Origin of the sequence: uncultured Sphingobacterium sp. (assembly GCF_964277905.1) — a bacterium.
GTDB classification, from domain to species: Bacteria; Bacteroidota; Bacteroidia; order Sphingobacteriales; family Sphingobacteriaceae; genus Sphingobacterium; species Sphingobacterium siyangense.
The window spans coordinates 634,590-650,897 of the sequence record NZ_CAXYKD010000048.1 but is presented as its reverse complement, the minus strand read 5'-3'; the positions used below and the strand labels follow the sequence as shown (position 1 = coordinate 650,897).

The window sequence follows — 16,308 nt, the reverse complement described above, 5'->3', positions numbered from 1 at the left end:
CAAACAACCCGTTTTGGAATATTTCAAATGCCAGGCATTTGATATAAGAAAACAGGAGATGCTAAGAACCTTCGAAACTAGGCCGATAGCACCCCTATTTCCGTGATTGCATTAGTTTTTAAAGGTTACCACATTAATCACCCAGTCGCGCGTTTTGCCATTGGCAGCGGTGACGCGATATTTCAATGGTTTGGTACCATCGGCAGGATCTCCGGGTTTGGCTGTCCCATCGAGTGGAGCTAGTGTAGCGGCTGTCGATATGGTATAATAGAACCAGAGGGCATTTTGCTTGACACTAGCTTTCTCATCCGCGGTAAAATCAGCACCACTACCCGTTTCTGCAGCGGGTACTGTGACGGAAACATTAATGACTGAATTCGCGTCGTCGACCTGACTACTTACAGTGAGTCCCTTCATCACGACGATAGGCTCACCATGCATGGTTTTTATTCTACTTTTGAAACGATGTTCGGCATTTACCACAGTGATGGAGTTCCCATCAAATAGTGGATAATCGGGTAAATCCTTTTTTAGACAAGACGAGATCAACATACTGATCATTGCAATGATGACTAGCGCCGCGTACTTGCTCTTTTTTCGGGTCATATTCAGTGTTTTCATACTTACCAATTGGTATTTTGTGGTGCAAAATTTGGGTTGTTGTCGATAAATGATTGCGGAATCGGAAAGAGATAGCGGCGTTCAGGCTTAAATAGACGCTGATTATAAGCACTATTAAACGGTCCCGTTACTATAGCGAATGATTTACGGTCTTTTGATATGTCCATAACACGCATGGGTTCTGTCAGTTCAACAATTGTTCCACCAGAAGGCGTGCCATTGTTGGCGTTGCCACCATATCTTCCCCAACGTAAGAGACTATAGTAATAATCATTTTCTGCCGCCAGATCAACACGGCGTTCTATTTTATAATCTTTCCATGCTTCAAAGGCTCCGCTGGCCGTGGATGGCGGCAGCTGACCATGTGTAACACGTGTTTTGTTCAGATTGAGGCGTGCATTGGTCAAGTCGTTTTTCAGGAGGTAGGCTTCCGCGAGATTCAAATACACACGGCCCAGGCGCATCGAAACAAAGTGATAATCGGTCATCACGGTATTTAAAAAGGATGGTGATACATTGGTATACATGCCTTTTCGCCAGTACATATTGGTCGATCCAGCTCCCCAGTCGCCACCATTGATACTGATCCATCGTCCGGCATTACCGCGCATGGTTGTCGTTACGGTCTGTTCATAGAAGGAAGTCGAATCACTGATGATACTTGCTTTCCAGCGTGCATCCCTATTTTCATTGGTCAATGTCCACAAGGTTTCCTTACTTCCCGATTTGATTTTGCCCTGCACCAATACACTTTCATCATTGGCTTTGGGTACTTTATCAAATGGAAAATTAGTGCGGCTGTGCGGATGCATCACACTCACGCCTTCTTCAACAGCCACTTTGTACTGCGAAGTCTGATTCCAGGCTAACACTTTCGTTGGGTCTGCTTTGTCGATGGTCAAGTAGGCGTCAGCCAAGTTTTGCGCAGGAAATTGCTCCGGCCAACACTCAAAAGGCACGGGTTTATTAAACAAAGGTGAGCCTTCAAACTTTTTGATTTTGTCAACAGAGATATTCGGAATACTATTTTGCATCGGGGTACTTTGAATGATCGTATTGATACCTTTTTTGTAAACAGCAAAGATAATTTCGGGCGAAGTGCTCTTGGTCTGGTTGAACATCCCCTCATAGTCCGTTTCCAAGACATAGCCGCCCTCATTGATCACGAGATTGGCATATTTGATAACTTTTTCCAATAGGGGATCATTCGCGTCAACATTCGCTGCATTGGGGTAATTTTTATATGCCAGCGCTTGTAGACAAACTTCCGTCAAATATGCCGCAGCTGTGTATTTGTTGGCTCTTCCAGCTATTTTTGTGGCCGGAAGGTCTGCTACAGCGTCCTCCAAATCCTTGATAATATAATTGTATGATTCAGTCGGTGATGCTGTCGTAGGCAACAACAGTTCATCCTTTTCGGTCAATACACGGTCTATCCATACAATGCGTCCAATTTTGCGGGCTACATCATAATAGCTCATAGCCCGTAAAAATTTACCTTCTGCAATCAGTGCTTTTTTGTCGTTGTCCGAAATACCCGGCGACTCACCCACTTTTTTTATGATCAGATTGCTTCGACGCACCTGCCCCCAGTTATTAAATCCCGCATCAAAGGTATTGTCGATTATTTCACGAAATACCTGAAAAGCGTTTCGTGCTGTACCATCATTTGCCTGAATATTGGACGTATAGACATCTTGGCCCGGTCCACTATTGTAGCGTTCCATAATGCCATACGATCCATAAACAAAAGTTTCAGCATTTGCCTTGGTACTCCAGATCACGTCCTCACTAACACGATCATAGGGTTCGACATCCAGCACATTTTTACACGAAGCAACGAAGAGCAAGCTGCTCGCTGCCAATATATATCTATTTATTCTTTTCATTGGTTTATATTTTTTTCAATCAGCATGAACTTTTTCAGGTCAACAAAAGTCTATGTCACAGCTGCCGACCTTGACGTTCATTCATTAAGCCCGATTCCAGTTAAAATGTTGCGTTTAGACCAACAGCGAATGTTCGTTGAATTGGATATTGATAATTACTCGAATCCGATTCGGGGTCAATAAAAAACTTTTTACTGTTCGAAAATGTCAACAGGTTGGTTCCTGATAAAAACAGCTTCAATTGTTGAAATGGCGCTTGTTTTAACAGACTATGTTTAAAATCATAGCCTACCTGAACATATTTTAAACGTAGATACTTTGATTTCAATAAGTAAAAATCACTCATCGCCAGATTATTACGGCTATTCACACTAGCATCAGTGACAGCTCTCGGAAACAACGGATCGGTATTATCTGGACGCCAATAATCTTGTTGAAACGCGTATGGCAATCTGCTCACGATAGCGATATCTCCCTGGATAACGGGGCCTAAATATCGATCCCTATTACCTGCACCTTGCACGACAGTGCTCAATGAAAAGGCTTTATAGCCCAAATCGACTGTAAGTCCATAATTGCTACGCGGAAAAGTACTGTTTCCGATTCTCCGATTATCAGCACTATTGATTTGACCATCACCATTGGCATCCATATAGCGTAAATCTCCGGCCGCAAATCCCGATCCCGCGATATGTGCTCCATACATTAAATCCGCATTATTGGTATAGAATCCCAAATTTTGGTAGCCACTACCATAAAAACTTCCTGGAATTCCGGACCATCTTGTATATGGATTCTTTAGATCACCATCGCTCTCATCTGCAGTGCGTGCCCACAATGAGTTGGAATAGGTATAGTTAAAGCCCAAACGGTAACTAAAATCCTGAATTTTATCGCTCCAATTGATGTTAAAATCATACCCTTCGGTACGGTACTGTGCATCTTCAAAATTGATGCGCGGCAAACCTATACCCAGGGTTTGTGCAAAACGTGGATCACCAACGATAAAGCCCTTCCGTTCGGTGTAATAATAATCAAGCGAAGCATTGAGCTTGTTATTGAGGGTTCCAAATTCTATGGCAATATCCCGACTATTGATTTTCTGCCACGAATAGGTCGCATTAGGTAGACTGGCCGGTTCGGAAGTCCCCTGTACCAGATTGCCGTTGACTACCCAGGCTGTCGGATTAATGGAGTAGGCTGGTACATATTGAAAAGCGCTAATGTTATTTCCTGAAGCAAAATCTTTTTTATCGCCCAATACACCATAGGAACCTCTTAATTTTAAGAAATCAACGATATGCCTGTCTTTTAGCGACTGCATAAAAGGTTCGTCTGAAATAATGTAGTTTCCGGAAACGGCGTAGAAATTACCCCATTGGCTCTTTGGCGGAAACAGATAATCGCCGTCTCTACGCAAGGAAAGTTCAACCGAATAACGGGATTTGTAACCGTATAATAGCCTGCCCAAAAATGCAGATCTTGCTTCCTTGCCCTCACTCGCTTGAACGGTCTGATCCGTCGCCGGACCGGCCACCATCTGATCGTAGATAATCTGATAATTGACACGGCCGCCCCTGACATTCGAAGCGTCGCCCTTTTGCTGCTCATATACACCTGTGAAGTCAATCTGATGATCGCCAAATTTCTTATTGTACAAGACATAACCCTGCAGGGTCAGCATTCCCCCTTCAGCCTGTCCAGCAGTTAGGCTAGGCGCATTGGCATTGACCGGTGTCGTACTTCCAATCGTATAGCCCGGAGCAAGGTAGCTCCACAGTTTGCGTGTATTATAATAGGAATTGTAAGTTCCGTTAAATTTAAACTTCAGTCCATCCAAAAAATGTGCGGCATACTCCAAGCCCAAATTGACGGTCATCACCTTAGACTTGGCCTTATTATAGCCCGACTTGGGGTCGAGTTCCCGGAAGGGATTATCCGGATGCGTAGTAGGCAAACCAAATTCATTCATTGCCAAGACGTTGGTCGCCGTATTTTGGATATGGGAATAGATTGTATAATAAGCACCATTGGGATCATCAAAGGACACATTTCCCTGTGCCGGAACAGAATTATTCTCAATGAATCCATCAAAGCCCGTTGTCGCAGTTAAATTTAATTTTTCAAAGGTGCTCGTGGTATTCAAACGATAGGTCATCCGTTTATTGTAATTCTTATCTGTTTTGAGAATGGATCCCTGATCATAATACGATACGCCGGCATAGTATTTAAGCAGTTTGGTACCAGAAGTAACCGAAAGATCATGGCGCATTTCGGACGCAAAATCTTTCATCATTAATTTTCGCCAATCTGTATTCGGGAAATTTAGTGGATCCGAACCAGTGCGGTATTTTTCCAGATCTTCATCCGAAATGAAGCTTTTGCCCGTTTCATCCAGGTAAATTCGATTGATCGCAGCTGCGCGTTCATAAGAACTTACCCGCTTTGGAAATAAGGTTGGCTGAGAGAAGATCTGATTGTAAGCATAGTTGAGACTCATCTTGCCTTCTTTCCCCTTTTTGGTACGCACCACAACCACCCCGTTTGCTGCGGAAACCCCGTAAAGTGCAGTCGCTGCTGCATCCTTCAAAATAGATAGGTCTTCGATATCGTTAGGGTTCAGGTTGGAAAAGTCATTAGCTGATCGGATCACATCATCGATCACATACAAGGGTGTCAGGCCGCCGCGGATAGAAATACTGCTTTTGGATCCTGGTGCGCCACTGCTTGCTGTTACAATTACACCGGGCAACCGGCCTGCAATCCCATCATTGATCGATTGCACCGGTATGGTGGCGACAGTGGCCATATCTAAAGTCGCGATAGCACTTGTGGTTTTTCGTTTTGTCGTGGTACCATAGGCCTGTACCACTACCTCATCAAGCTGGGCTATACCTTTAGCCAAGATAATGGTCATGAAGTTTTCTTTGGCTAGAATTTCCTGATCTTTATAGCCCAAAATCTTGATCGTCAATACCGCATCCGATTTGGTGGTTTTTAAAGAAAAATTTCCCTCTTGGTCTGTAGTCGTTCCGTTAGTCGTCCCCTTTTCGACCACCGTGACGCCAAGTAGTGGATTACCTTCTTCATCGATAACTTTACCCTTTGCAGTGCGCTGCTGCATGGAATTCTCATCCTTCGGAAATAAGGTGATCATATGTGCATTGATCTTGTAGTCTATTGGCAAGCGTCGGCTCAGGCTTTCCAGAGCCTTCTCAAGCTCCATGTTTTCCAATTTAACATCTAATTTGCCCAGTTTTTCGACAAAGTCGATATTGTAAAACATGTCGTACTTTGACTGTTCGCCGATATGATCCAAGACCTCCTTTAAGGTCGCACTTTTCAGATTGAGATTGATTTTTTGCGCATATACCGCAGCATATGCATTCAATGTTCCCATCGCTGTCAATAAGACAATTAGTTTCATAAGCAGGATACCATAAATCAGGGGTCTACGTTTAATTTTTCTTAATCGGTAGACGAGGCAATACAATTGCTTGTATTGAACTTTAAAATTCATACTTTTGTCATGTTAGGTTCTTAGAAAATTTGTTTTTTACTCCTAGCAACGATCGGATGTGCTGGTACCACGTCCGATTTTGCTTTTTTCTCAGCTTGGTTTCTCTTTGTTTCTCATAAATTTATTATTGAATGGTTATTAGGTTATCCTTTTTGTATAATTTGATATTTGCAGTCTGATTGATCAATTCGATAATCTGATTCAATGCAAAATCCTGTGGAATGGTACCCTGGAACCGCAGATCCGGTATTTTATCCCAATCGATCAGGATATCAAAATCATGCGACAGATCGCGCAAAATAGTCTTTAATGCAACGCCATTATAGTATCGGCGCCCTGTGATCCAGCCCCTGATCTCCTTGTCATTTTTTATTTCCACTTTTTCATTGACAGGACGATCTTTTGCCAGGATGATTTTCTTTCCAGGGGTTAAGAAATCTGCTTTGCCGTAGCTATCCCCATGACGTTTGCGTACCGATACCTTTCCTTCAAATAGCGCTGTGCTCGCCAGATTTTCATCCGGATATTCGCGAATATTGAATTTGGTACCATACACCTGCACAAGCTGCGTTGGTGTTTTAACGAAAAAAGGCTTTTTTGGATTATGCGCTACCTCGAAATACCCTTCCCCTAAAAGTTCGGTTTTTCGTTCATGTGCATCAAATTCCATGGAAAATTTAAAACGTGATATCGAGTTAAGCATCACCGAACTACCGTCGGCAAAAGAAATCTGCATACGCTTTCCTTTGAAGACCTTCAGTTCCAGCAGTTCATGAACAATTTGCCCACGCCCAAGACCTCTTATCTCAAGCTGGCTACCGCTCTTTTGCACCAACTGTACCTGATCTTTTTCCAATAATAGCTTAGGAGATTTAATATCCGAGGCCAACAAGATAACCTCACCACCGGGTAATGTCATTTGGGCCTGAGGATCAATTTTAGTATTAACGAGTTTAGTTGTATTTTCTTGAAGGCCGTGCTCCTGCCATCTTTGCCAACCAAAAAATGTCGCTCCAACGAGCAGAATTCCCGCCGCTGCATAAGGTATCCATCTCAGGTAAACTGTTTTGGTTTTAAGAGGAAGTTGCGAGAGCTCCTTCGCGAGCGTTTCATCCGTCTTATCAAAAGCTTGCTGCATCTGTTGCCTGAACTCTTCGCTACGCAGATCGGCATCAAGCTCATGCTGATGCATCAGATCGAGCAGTATGGATTCGTTATTTTTATCACGGACAAACTGAAAGAACAATTCCAGTTCCGCTGGTGTACAGTTTCCTTTCAGGTATCTTTCAAATAACTCGTTAAAGTTTTCTTGGTTCACTTTGGTTTTCTATTGATTCTATGGGGTAATACGAATCGTAACAAAAAACCAACTATTGAAAAATAAAAAAAAATATAAAAAGATAGAAAACATCTGATTTCCAGTTGCTTTTAATGATACCAGTGGCCTTTACGATATGGTTATTGACTGTGGCTATGGAAATATTGAGGAGTTTAGCCACTTCCTGGTAGCTCCGGCCTTCCAGTTTACAAAGCACATACACCTGCCTGCATTTTTCGGGAATCATGGCGAGGATATCTTCGAGGTGATCGCGAGCCTCTTTAAAACCGATATTTTCCTCAATATTATTTGCAGACGATTTTGCATAGTGCAATTTAAAAGCTTCGATCTTATTGCGGTCTGAGGCCACTTTTTTGAAGTAGTCGTACACCAAATTTTGGGCAATGGTATAGAGATAGCTTCTAAAGGATTGATTTAGATCAATATATTTGCGTTGGCGCCAGACACGAATAAATATATCCTGAAATATCTCCTGGCTCACTTCATGGGAACGCACCATTTTGAACACATAACCGTAAAGCTGCGGACGGTAAAAGCCATAAAATAGTTCGAAAGCTTTTCTATTTCCCTGAACTAATTCCAATAACCTTTCCTTTTCTTCATCGATATTCATTGTCATCTATGCTTAACGAAAGTTTGGCAATTCCATCAGATCGATCCCCGATTGCCAGCCAATTGATTTATAATTGTAAAATTCGGACCAATATATTAAAAGTAGTACAAATAAACATGTATAATAATGAAAAAAGCATGTAAAATATAATGGATATCAAATAGCAACTATTCCCAGTTGCGCCCCTAAAGGATAGTGAAAAAAAATACCGGCATAGGAAAATAGGATGAGCATCATCTAAAGATCCGATTTTTTTTTATCTTTAATTAAATAACCTAAGTATGCTTGCCACAATCCCAAAACCTAAAAAACCTTTAAAAGAGCAAAAAATACATCTTTTTTCCAAATTTCTACTCATCCTATTATGTATAGTCTGTTCGGTCAGTAGTGCACAAGAAAGGGCCGAAAAAGCAATTGTGCAAGGAAAGATTATACATTATGATCCTTTGATCCCCTTGAATATAACCCTGAATCGGCTGGGACTTTCTGCGATCACCATTTACCCCAAGGTCAACGATAAAGGTGATTTTTATGCGGAGGTGGATTTATATATACCTACGCAGGTTTGGCTAGGCTATCGGACGAATTTTAGCATTGTACTTCATCCCCGAGACAGTCTTTGGGTCTCTTTTGATGGTAATTCTGACCAAAGGAGTTCCCTTTTGCGCACAGTCAAATTTGCCGGGACTTCCGCCGCCACCAATACCCAGATCGCACAATTCCAAAATCTTTATTTTGCTAGTGAACTCTACGACCAAAATAAGAATTTTTATGCCGTAAAAAATTACGATCCCGTGCAGTATATGCGATTCAACGATACCGTACGCCAAAAAGGCAAAGCGTTGTATGACGAGTTTGTCCATACCTATAGCCCAAATGCTGAAAGTAAAAATTGGGCTCTTTTTGAGACAGAAACTCCTTATTACGATAACATCCAGTTTTATTCCATAGATCACAAAAGAGCCAATAATCTAGGCCCCATGGATACCACCTTTGTTATCCCCATAGGATTTTACGACAAGTTGGCAAAGCGTCTTCCACTCGAAAAAAGCCATTTAATGAACACAAATGCGGTATCTACATTTTCCTCATTTTATGATTATTATATTAACGAAAGACGGAGATTTGAGGAAACGAGCGACGCAAATTGGGGAATTACAGCAAGTGGGGAACGGTTTGCGTCCACTACTATTGCTGACTCACTACAATTGCACGGGATAGTTAATTATGTGAGCGATCCGCTCTTACGTGAAATCATGCTGAGCCATCACTTTTCAAAAAGTTTTCGAAAACAAGATTTCAAAACCTACGAAAAATTTATTACAATTGTCACCCGGCATATTACTTCTCCCTTTCTGCGGGATCCGCTGCAGCAGGAATACCTCGCTACAAAAGCCCGAGTCGAGCATCCTGAACTCAATAGCCGGGCTATTCTAAAGGATATGCAGTCCTCTCCGATCCATGGGATCATGGAAGATATCTTACAAAGCAACAAGGGTAAAGTAATCTACGTCGATTTTTGGGCGACCTGGTGTGCCCCCTGCTTGAGTGAATTTCCCAACTCCAAGCGAATCGAAGCCGATTTTCAGAACAAAGACGTTTCATTTGTATACCTCTGTCTTGATTCGGATCAGGACAGGTACAAGGCAACGGTTAGTAGCTATGATCTGGGCGGACAACATTATTTCCTATCAGCCAAACAGAGCGGCTCCATTCGAGACCTATTCAAGGTCAGTGGCATACCATTTTACCTTTTGATAGACCGAGACGGCACAATTCTAGAAACAGGAAACCACCTGCGACCACTAACCGCAAAAGATAAAATAAATACGTTGCTCCAATAGCGGCAGATTCCGAGAACAGCTCATACGCCTGCTATTGGCCCAAAAGTTCCAGGGCCTTGATTATTTTACGATCCTTTTCCAGCGCTGTGAGGTTATCGCCACCCACGACTTCAAAATCAGGCGAAATATAGGATTTATAAACTTTTAAATTCCTATCCACCACATAATCTGTTGACAAGTTAATGCCCGCATGATCATTTATTTTAAATCCCTGCACCGCGGTTGTATAATTTGCGGTCTTTTCCCCTACAATAAACGTATTTTTTCGCCCAATAAAGGATATGGCGGTCATTTCACCCGCGCTTGCCGTATAGCAGCTGGTCAAAACAACCAATGGAACATCATTTGCAATCGGATAAATCAACGCTGATTTTCTGTCCAGCATATTTCCATCTATCAGCAACTTTCCCGCCTTAATTTCCCAGTCGCCTGTAGATTGATTACCAGCGTCCCTAAAACCTCCAAAGTGTACATTGTTTCCGATAAACTCTTTCAATCCGAGTAATATTGGATACATATTTCCTCCGGTATTTAATCTCAGGTCTATAATCCAGCCTTTAATTTCTGCTGAATTGATCCGATCGATATGGGCCACAATATCATCAGCGATACTATCGACTTTTTTAAATGCAAAGTCACTGTTTCCAACTATTCGGAGATATCCTACTTTATGATCAATCACCTCACTGAACGTACTCTTCTCCGTGTTAAGCCTATTTTTCAGATAAATATTGGTCATCACATTAGGATTATTCCATCCGTAGGTTTTTCCTTTGTATTTAAGACCGCCATGATAATCGTTGAGCTGCCTAAATACGGCTTCATATAATATTGCGGCTTCATCAATCGAGTTTAAATTTTGGGCTTTATTGTATAGTTCACGTTTAATAACCTCAAGGTTTTCTTTATGAATTGAATTGGCCGATATAAGTTCAATGGATTTATCAACAAATGATTTTACACTGTCATTTTTAAACGTTTGCGGAAACGCATATTTCGAAGAAAATAAAAGTATTAACAATAAAAACAATCTGGTCATCTTGGAATTTTTGTAGCAATAAACTTTCTTATACTCATCATATAACCCAAATGCAGGCCTTCATGAAAGTTGTTCCATTCGAAGGCGTCCGTTATTGAAGTGAGATGGAAGCCCGTACCCGTTGTGCGTTGCTGATAGGTCACAAACTTCTTGTTGTTAAAATCACCGATGGTCGGTTCAATCTGTTCGAGGAGCAATCTTTTCAGCAGATCAGCTTCCTGCTGCGATACCGCTGCTGAAGGCTTTGTTCCGGACTGATAGCTGTTGAAGATTTCCTCAGGGGTATGTCCTTCTACATCAGATCCGATATAGATTAATTTATGCTGTGTGGCAATGATGTGCCCGATATTCCAGATCAAGTTGTTACTGAAGCCATCAGGAATGCGATTGAGCTGTTCCAAAGAATAGTTTTCAAAGAATTTGAGGTAAGCCATCCGGCTCGTTATCCATGCGCGAAAGAGTGATTCCATGAGATTTAAATAGCGTTAACAAAAATGATCCTTAGAGCTTTCCGCTTACCACATTTAGCTGGCAATAAGCATTGCCAGTAATTTTCCATTTTAGCCCCCAGTGATGCAGGTCAAGGATAATTTTCAGCAGTTCTCTCCCCTTTTCCGTGGGGCTATAACGAATCTGAGGCGGTATTGTATTTTCAATATCTTCGGTGATGACAAGCGCTTCTTCTTTCAGCTCCTTTAAACGTTTACTCAGTACCTGATCGGAAAGTGTTGGAAACATTTTTTTCAATGTACTGAACTGCGATACATCTTCTGCAATACAATATAAGATCTGCATTTTCCAACGCAATGATATTTGCAACAATACTTCGTTCACATCGCATGCCTGTGCCAAAGTCTGCAGATTCTCGGTGTTTGTCGATTGTTCTTTTCGGGGTGTTGCCATTTTAACTATCAATTTATAGCCTCTCACTTCAGGATGAGTTATTGTGCGGACAAAAGCTCGCGTCTACCTTTGTCAGGTATTAAAAACAGTATAAAATTATAAAAAAATGAAACAACTGAGAACTTTATTTCTGCTTATCCTGCTATTCAGTGCTGTGTTATCTAGCTATGCTCAAAAGCAAAGCCGTCTTCCGACCTATGTGCTGGTGCATGGTGCCTGGCATGGCGGCTGGTGCTGGCAGTTCGTCGCACAGAGGCTAACTGATGCACACAACATAGTCTATACCCCTACGCTGACAGGACTTGGAGAGCGCAAACACCTGATCGATCCGTCGGTCGATATTGACACCCATATCCAGGACATTATAAACCTGATCGAGATGGAAGATTTGCACGATGTGTATCTTGTAGGCCACAGTTATGCCGGTGCCGTGATTGCAGGAGTTGCCGATCGTATTCCGTCGCGATTGCACAAATTGATTTTTCTGGATGCTATGATTATTGAAGATGGGCAGAGCCCCATTTCATTGCAACCCAAGGCTGTGCAAGAAGTCCAGCTCAAAAACATTCAGCGGAAAGAAAATTTTGCACCTTTTGATGTTGCTTTGTTCGGTGTTACAGCACCCAACATGGTCTCCTGGGTCAAAGATAGGCTCAGTCCGCAGCCCTTTGGCACATTCGCACAGCAGCTGTGCCTAAAAAATCCATATGGCAATGGATTACCCTTGGTTTATATCGCATGCACAGATCCGCAACTGCCCATTATGAAGGAGATGAGTAAGAAGGTGCAAAGCGACCACAAGTTCAACTGGCACTATCGGGAGATCGCTACGGGACACGATGCCATGCTCACAGAACCGAAAAAATTGGCCGATATGCTTATGACGCTCGTAGATTAAATTTTGGTTGATTGCTAGGAATACCCTAGCGGCCCAATAAATTGGTCAATATGGAATAGAAATCAAAAAAAATCTACAAAAACAGTAGACTTTATTGGTTTCTATTTTTTATATTTGCTCACCGTTTCTCAATTGGCGTTGGTAACGTTTTTTTTTAAATGTAGTTTTAACAATTTAAATTTCTATGAGCAAGTATTATTTTAGAAAAGCGATCTCTCCCAAAAACAGTTCCCTATCGAATACCTTCTTTTTCAAGAAAGAACGAATGTGCATGGCATGATGCAGGCTAGCTGAAAAGCTTTCGTTTTTTTAGAATTCAAAATCAACCTAATCTACTGTTTTAATCATGAGCATAAACAATTGGAAACGATTGTCTGTGGCCCTATTTGCCTCATTTCAGGCAAGTATAGTTGTTGCACAGCAACCAGTTTCACCTATAATCAATGCAGATCTTATTGGTACACTGCTTGATGCACGAACCAATAAGCCCATCGCTGGGGCAACCGTGCAACTAGACGCCGTCACACACAGCGGACAAACCGATACCTGGGGCCGTTTTTCTTTCCGAACTGGCCAAAAATTACCTTTTAAAATTATTGTGAGCCATCTCGGCTATGCCTCGGACACCCTTGTTGTACAACGCTCGCCCGTAGAAATCAGATTGCAACCCAATGATCGGCAACTCGACGAGATTGTAGTTGTCGGTTATGGAACGACAAAAAAAGGTGATATTACAGGGGCACTCTCCCAGATCAAGGGGCAGGATCTAAATGATCGGCCAATTGCAAATATCGTTCAGGGGATACAAGGTAAAGCAAGCGGTGTGGACATCACCTCAAATAACCGTCCCGGCGGCATAGGAACCATACGCATTCGCGGCAACCGCTCCATAAATGCTTCCAATGAACCACTTTATGTAGTCGACGGAATTCCGATATCCGCTAGTGAAGCCGCTATTATTAACCCGAAAGACATTGCCTCCATTGAGATTCTAAAAGACGCTTCTGCAACGGCAATCTACGGTTCACGTGGTGCAAACGGCGTTATACTGGTTTCACTTTTGGAAGGAAAAAAAGGCCAGGTCTCCGTGCAGTACAATGGGTCAATATCTTTCGATCAGATCCATTCGACCACAGATTGGATGGATTCAAAAGCGCTTTTGGACTGGCAACGGCAGAGTCACATTAATGGAGGCACCTATACCGGAAAATATGGTACTGCACCCGATCCCGATTTTTATATTCAAAATTTCGGTGGTGGCGAAACTTATGGTATCGAGTCAATCCGAAATGCCTTTGGCTGGGGAACAGACGGCAAACCGCTACTCCGTGATGCTACCGCGGAGGAAATTGCAAAAGGATATGCAGCACAAGTCCCCTTATACAATGGCGACAATCTCCTCAATCAGAATTGGACAGATTTAGTCACACGCCTGGCAAAAACCAATAATCATAGCCTCTCCCTCTCTTCGGGCAATGAAAAATCGAGTCTTTATCTGTCTGCAGGGCTTCTCGATCAACAGGGCGCAATGATTGATCAAGATTACAAACGATATACCACAACATTAAAAGGTGATGTTTCACCGCGAAAATGGTTGAAGCTGGGCATATCGACAATAGGCAGTTACGCAGTCCAAAACTATGGAATGGCCGACAATTCCGCCAATTCGGGTGGAAAAGATTCCTATAGCCAAGCCCTTGCACTCATGCCTTATGCGCCTGCCTATGACGAAAATGGCCTTCTCTTAAACACCAATCGTACCGGACTGTCAGCTCATAATGTATTGCTGAATATTGAAAACAGCAAAAATGAGTACACCCAGTACAGTATACTTTCCAATGCCTTTGCGCAGCTCAATTTTACCCCCTGGCTAAAATATCAGCTCAAATTTGGGGTACAGTATACCGGGGTAGAAAATGGTTCCTTCTATGGCCCTGACTACACAAACCCATTCTCGGCAGTGGGTACCGCTCCTTTGATTGGTTATAATTCCCATAGCAAAAGATTTTCCTGGGTGTTTGAGAATATGTTAACGTTCGATAAGAAATGGGCTGATCAATCGCTGAAAGTGGATGCCTTGCAGTCATCGCAGGAAAATAGATCCAATGGTATTAATATCCGGGCACAGGATATCACCTTTCCTTCCTCGCTCTGGTACAACTTGGGGGCAAATGATCTGGGGCGCCCCATGAGCTATGGCACATCCTATAACAAATACACGCTACTTTCCTATATGCTACGCGCTAATTACGCCCTGAAAAATAAGTACCTCCTTACAGCTACTGGACGATGGGATGGGGCATCGGTACTTGCGCAGGGGCACAAGTTTGACTTTTTCCCCTCTTTGGCAGTAGCGTATAAATTGGAAGAAGAACCCTGGCTGAAACAGGTCAAATGGATTAATCAACTCAAATTCCGTTATGGAATTGGTGTAACGGGAAATTCTTCTGTATCTCCCTACACCACCTCGGGAACAATCGCAGGGGCAGCCTATGTTTTTGACGAAACCCAATATCCGGGCTATAAATCATCCTCGATGCCAAATGCTGATCTTGGCTGGGAAAAAACTGTTCAGCATAATGTCGGACTAGATTTTGGATTTCTGAACAACAGGATATCGGGTTCGCTCGAATGGTATAGGGCGAATACCAAAGATCTCTTGCTCAATCGATCCATTCCCCCAGTATTAGGCTACAACAGTATACTGGGCAATATCGGAAAAACAAGTAATAGCGGGCTCGAAATCTCTGTATCAAGTAAAAATATCGACCGACCGGATTTCTCCTGGAATACAACGTTGACCTGGAGCAGAAATCGCGAGAAGATAGTCGAACTGGTCGATGGTAAGGTAGACGATGTAGCCAATGGCTGGTTTATCGGGCAACCTATAGCGGTATTTAGAGACTATGTATATGACCGCTTGTGGCAGCAAACTCCCGAAGATCTCCGTCTTATCGAACTTTATAGAAAAATCGGCAACATCACTGCTCTGCCGGGGCAAGTAAAGATTAAGGATCAGCAACTGGTGGAAGTACAGCCCGGTACTGAAGGCGCAAAATCCGTGACACTTGCATCAGGAGAAACCGTGACCTATCTTGACAATGGTTTTGGAACCATAAACGACAGTGATAAAGAGCTATTGGGCAGCAACAGGCCCAAATGGAGCGGCGGTATTGTCAACGCTTTCCGTTACAAAAACTGGGATCTTTCTTTCTTTGTCTATGCGCGCATCGGTAGCCGTTATTATGGTGCACTTCAGACGTACGGACGACGGATTGAAAACGATGTATGGAGTCCTGAAAACACCGCGGCTTCTTTCCCACAGCAGACGACCGCAACCTTTACCAACTACAATGCCGCACGGAATTATACCAATGGCAGTTTGGTCTCTTTGCGCTATATCTCATTGGGCTACACGTTCAAACAGTCCCTGTTGGATCGGCTCAATATCGGAAGCCTTCAAGTATATGCACAGATCCTAAATCCCGTGATCTGGGGCGGCGAAGCTGTAAAAATAGGCCTCAATCCGGACGATGTGAATGGCTGGGATAATGCTGCTGCAGCCCAGCGTGGTGGTCAGACCGCCAATACCATCTTATTGCGCAGTGCCGTTCTCGGCTTAAGAATCGGTCTTTAAATCAA

11 protein-coding genes are annotated in these 16,308 nt (G+C 42.8%); 3 read left to right on the top strand and 8 right to left on the bottom strand.

Going from position 1 to position 16,308, the window contains the following annotated elements; translation table 11 throughout:
• Positions 1 to 111: 111 nt before the first annotated feature.
• From ACHWSC_RS24510 to ACHWSC_RS24490, 5 genes are all read right to left on the bottom strand, one after another.
• Positions 112 to 621 (bottom strand): DUF5018-related domain-containing protein, encoded by a 510-nt coding sequence (locus ACHWSC_RS24510; protein ID WP_394678549.1) that lies wholly within the window; start codon positions 619 to 621, stop codon positions 112 to 114.
• Between the two features lie 2 nt (positions 622 to 623).
• Positions 624 to 2,510, bottom strand: a complete 1,887-nt coding sequence (locus ACHWSC_RS24505; protein WP_394678548.1) for a RagB/SusD family nutrient uptake outer membrane protein — start codon at positions 2,508 to 2,510, stop codon at positions 624 to 626.
• A gap of 100 nt (positions 2,511 to 2,610) precedes the next feature.
• The gene (locus tag ACHWSC_RS24500) at positions 2,611 to 6,030 is read right to left on the bottom strand and encodes a SusC/RagA family TonB-linked outer membrane protein (protein WP_394678547.1); all 3,420 of its coding nucleotides are present in this window, start codon (positions 6,028 to 6,030) and stop codon (positions 2,611 to 2,613) included.
• A 124-nt stretch (positions 6,031 to 6,154) separates the two neighbouring features.
• Positions 6,155 to 7,348, bottom strand: a complete 1,194-nt coding sequence (locus tag ACHWSC_RS24495; protein WP_394678546.1) for a FecR family protein — start codon at positions 7,346 to 7,348, stop codon at positions 6,155 to 6,157.
• A 52-nt stretch (positions 7,349 to 7,400) separates the two neighbouring features.
• Positions 7,401 to 7,982, bottom strand: coding sequence for an RNA polymerase sigma factor (locus tag ACHWSC_RS24490; protein ID WP_394678545.1), 582 nt, complete (start codon positions 7,980 to 7,982; stop codon positions 7,401 to 7,403).
• A gap of 281 nt (positions 7,983 to 8,263) precedes the next feature.
• Here ACHWSC_RS24490 and ACHWSC_RS24485 point away from each other — a divergent pair, with 281 nt between their 5' ends.
• Positions 8,264 to 9,826: a TlpA family protein disulfide reductase gene (locus ACHWSC_RS24485; protein ID WP_394678544.1), complete on the top strand. Its 1,563-nt coding sequence runs from the start codon at positions 8,264 to 8,266 to the stop codon at positions 9,824 to 9,826.
• 31 nt (positions 9,827 to 9,857) lie between these two features.
• Here ACHWSC_RS24485 and ACHWSC_RS24480 read toward each other — a convergent pair whose 3' ends face one another.
• From ACHWSC_RS24480 to ACHWSC_RS24470, 3 genes are read right to left on the bottom strand one after another with little or no spacing between them, the layout of a single operon-like run.
• Positions 9,858 to 10,865, bottom strand: a complete 1,008-nt coding sequence (locus ACHWSC_RS24480; RefSeq protein ID WP_394678543.1) for a S41 family peptidase — start codon at positions 10,863 to 10,865, stop codon at positions 9,858 to 9,860.
• Positions 10,862 to 11,335 (bottom strand): DinB family protein, encoded by a 474-nt coding sequence (locus tag ACHWSC_RS24475; protein ID WP_394678542.1) that lies wholly within the window; start codon positions 11,333 to 11,335, stop codon positions 10,862 to 10,864. Before ACHWSC_RS24475 ends, ACHWSC_RS24480 begins: the two co-directional genes overlap by 4 nt.
• 31 nt (positions 11,336 to 11,366) lie before the next feature.
• Positions 11,367 to 11,768 carry a winged helix-turn-helix transcriptional regulator gene (locus tag ACHWSC_RS24470; protein ID WP_394678541.1) on the bottom strand — a complete coding sequence of 134 codons (402 nt, stop codon included), beginning with the start codon at positions 11,766 to 11,768 and terminating at the stop codon, positions 11,367 to 11,369.
• A gap of 106 nt (positions 11,769 to 11,874) precedes the next feature.
• On the opposite strand from ACHWSC_RS24470, the gene ACHWSC_RS24465 reads away from it, so the two are divergent.
• Together ACHWSC_RS24465 and ACHWSC_RS24460 are read left to right on the top strand one after the other, a co-directional pair.
• Positions 11,875 to 12,666 (top strand): alpha/beta fold hydrolase, encoded by a 792-nt coding sequence (locus ACHWSC_RS24465; RefSeq protein ID WP_394678540.1) that lies wholly within the window; start codon positions 11,875 to 11,877, stop codon positions 12,664 to 12,666.
• A 346-nt stretch (positions 12,667 to 13,012) separates the two neighbouring features.
• Positions 13,013 to 16,303 carry a SusC/RagA family TonB-linked outer membrane protein gene (locus tag ACHWSC_RS24460; protein ID WP_394678539.1) on the top strand — a complete coding sequence of 1,097 codons (3,291 nt, stop codon included), beginning with the start codon at positions 13,013 to 13,015 and terminating at the stop codon, positions 16,301 to 16,303.
• Positions 16,304 to 16,308 lie beyond the last annotated feature (5 nt).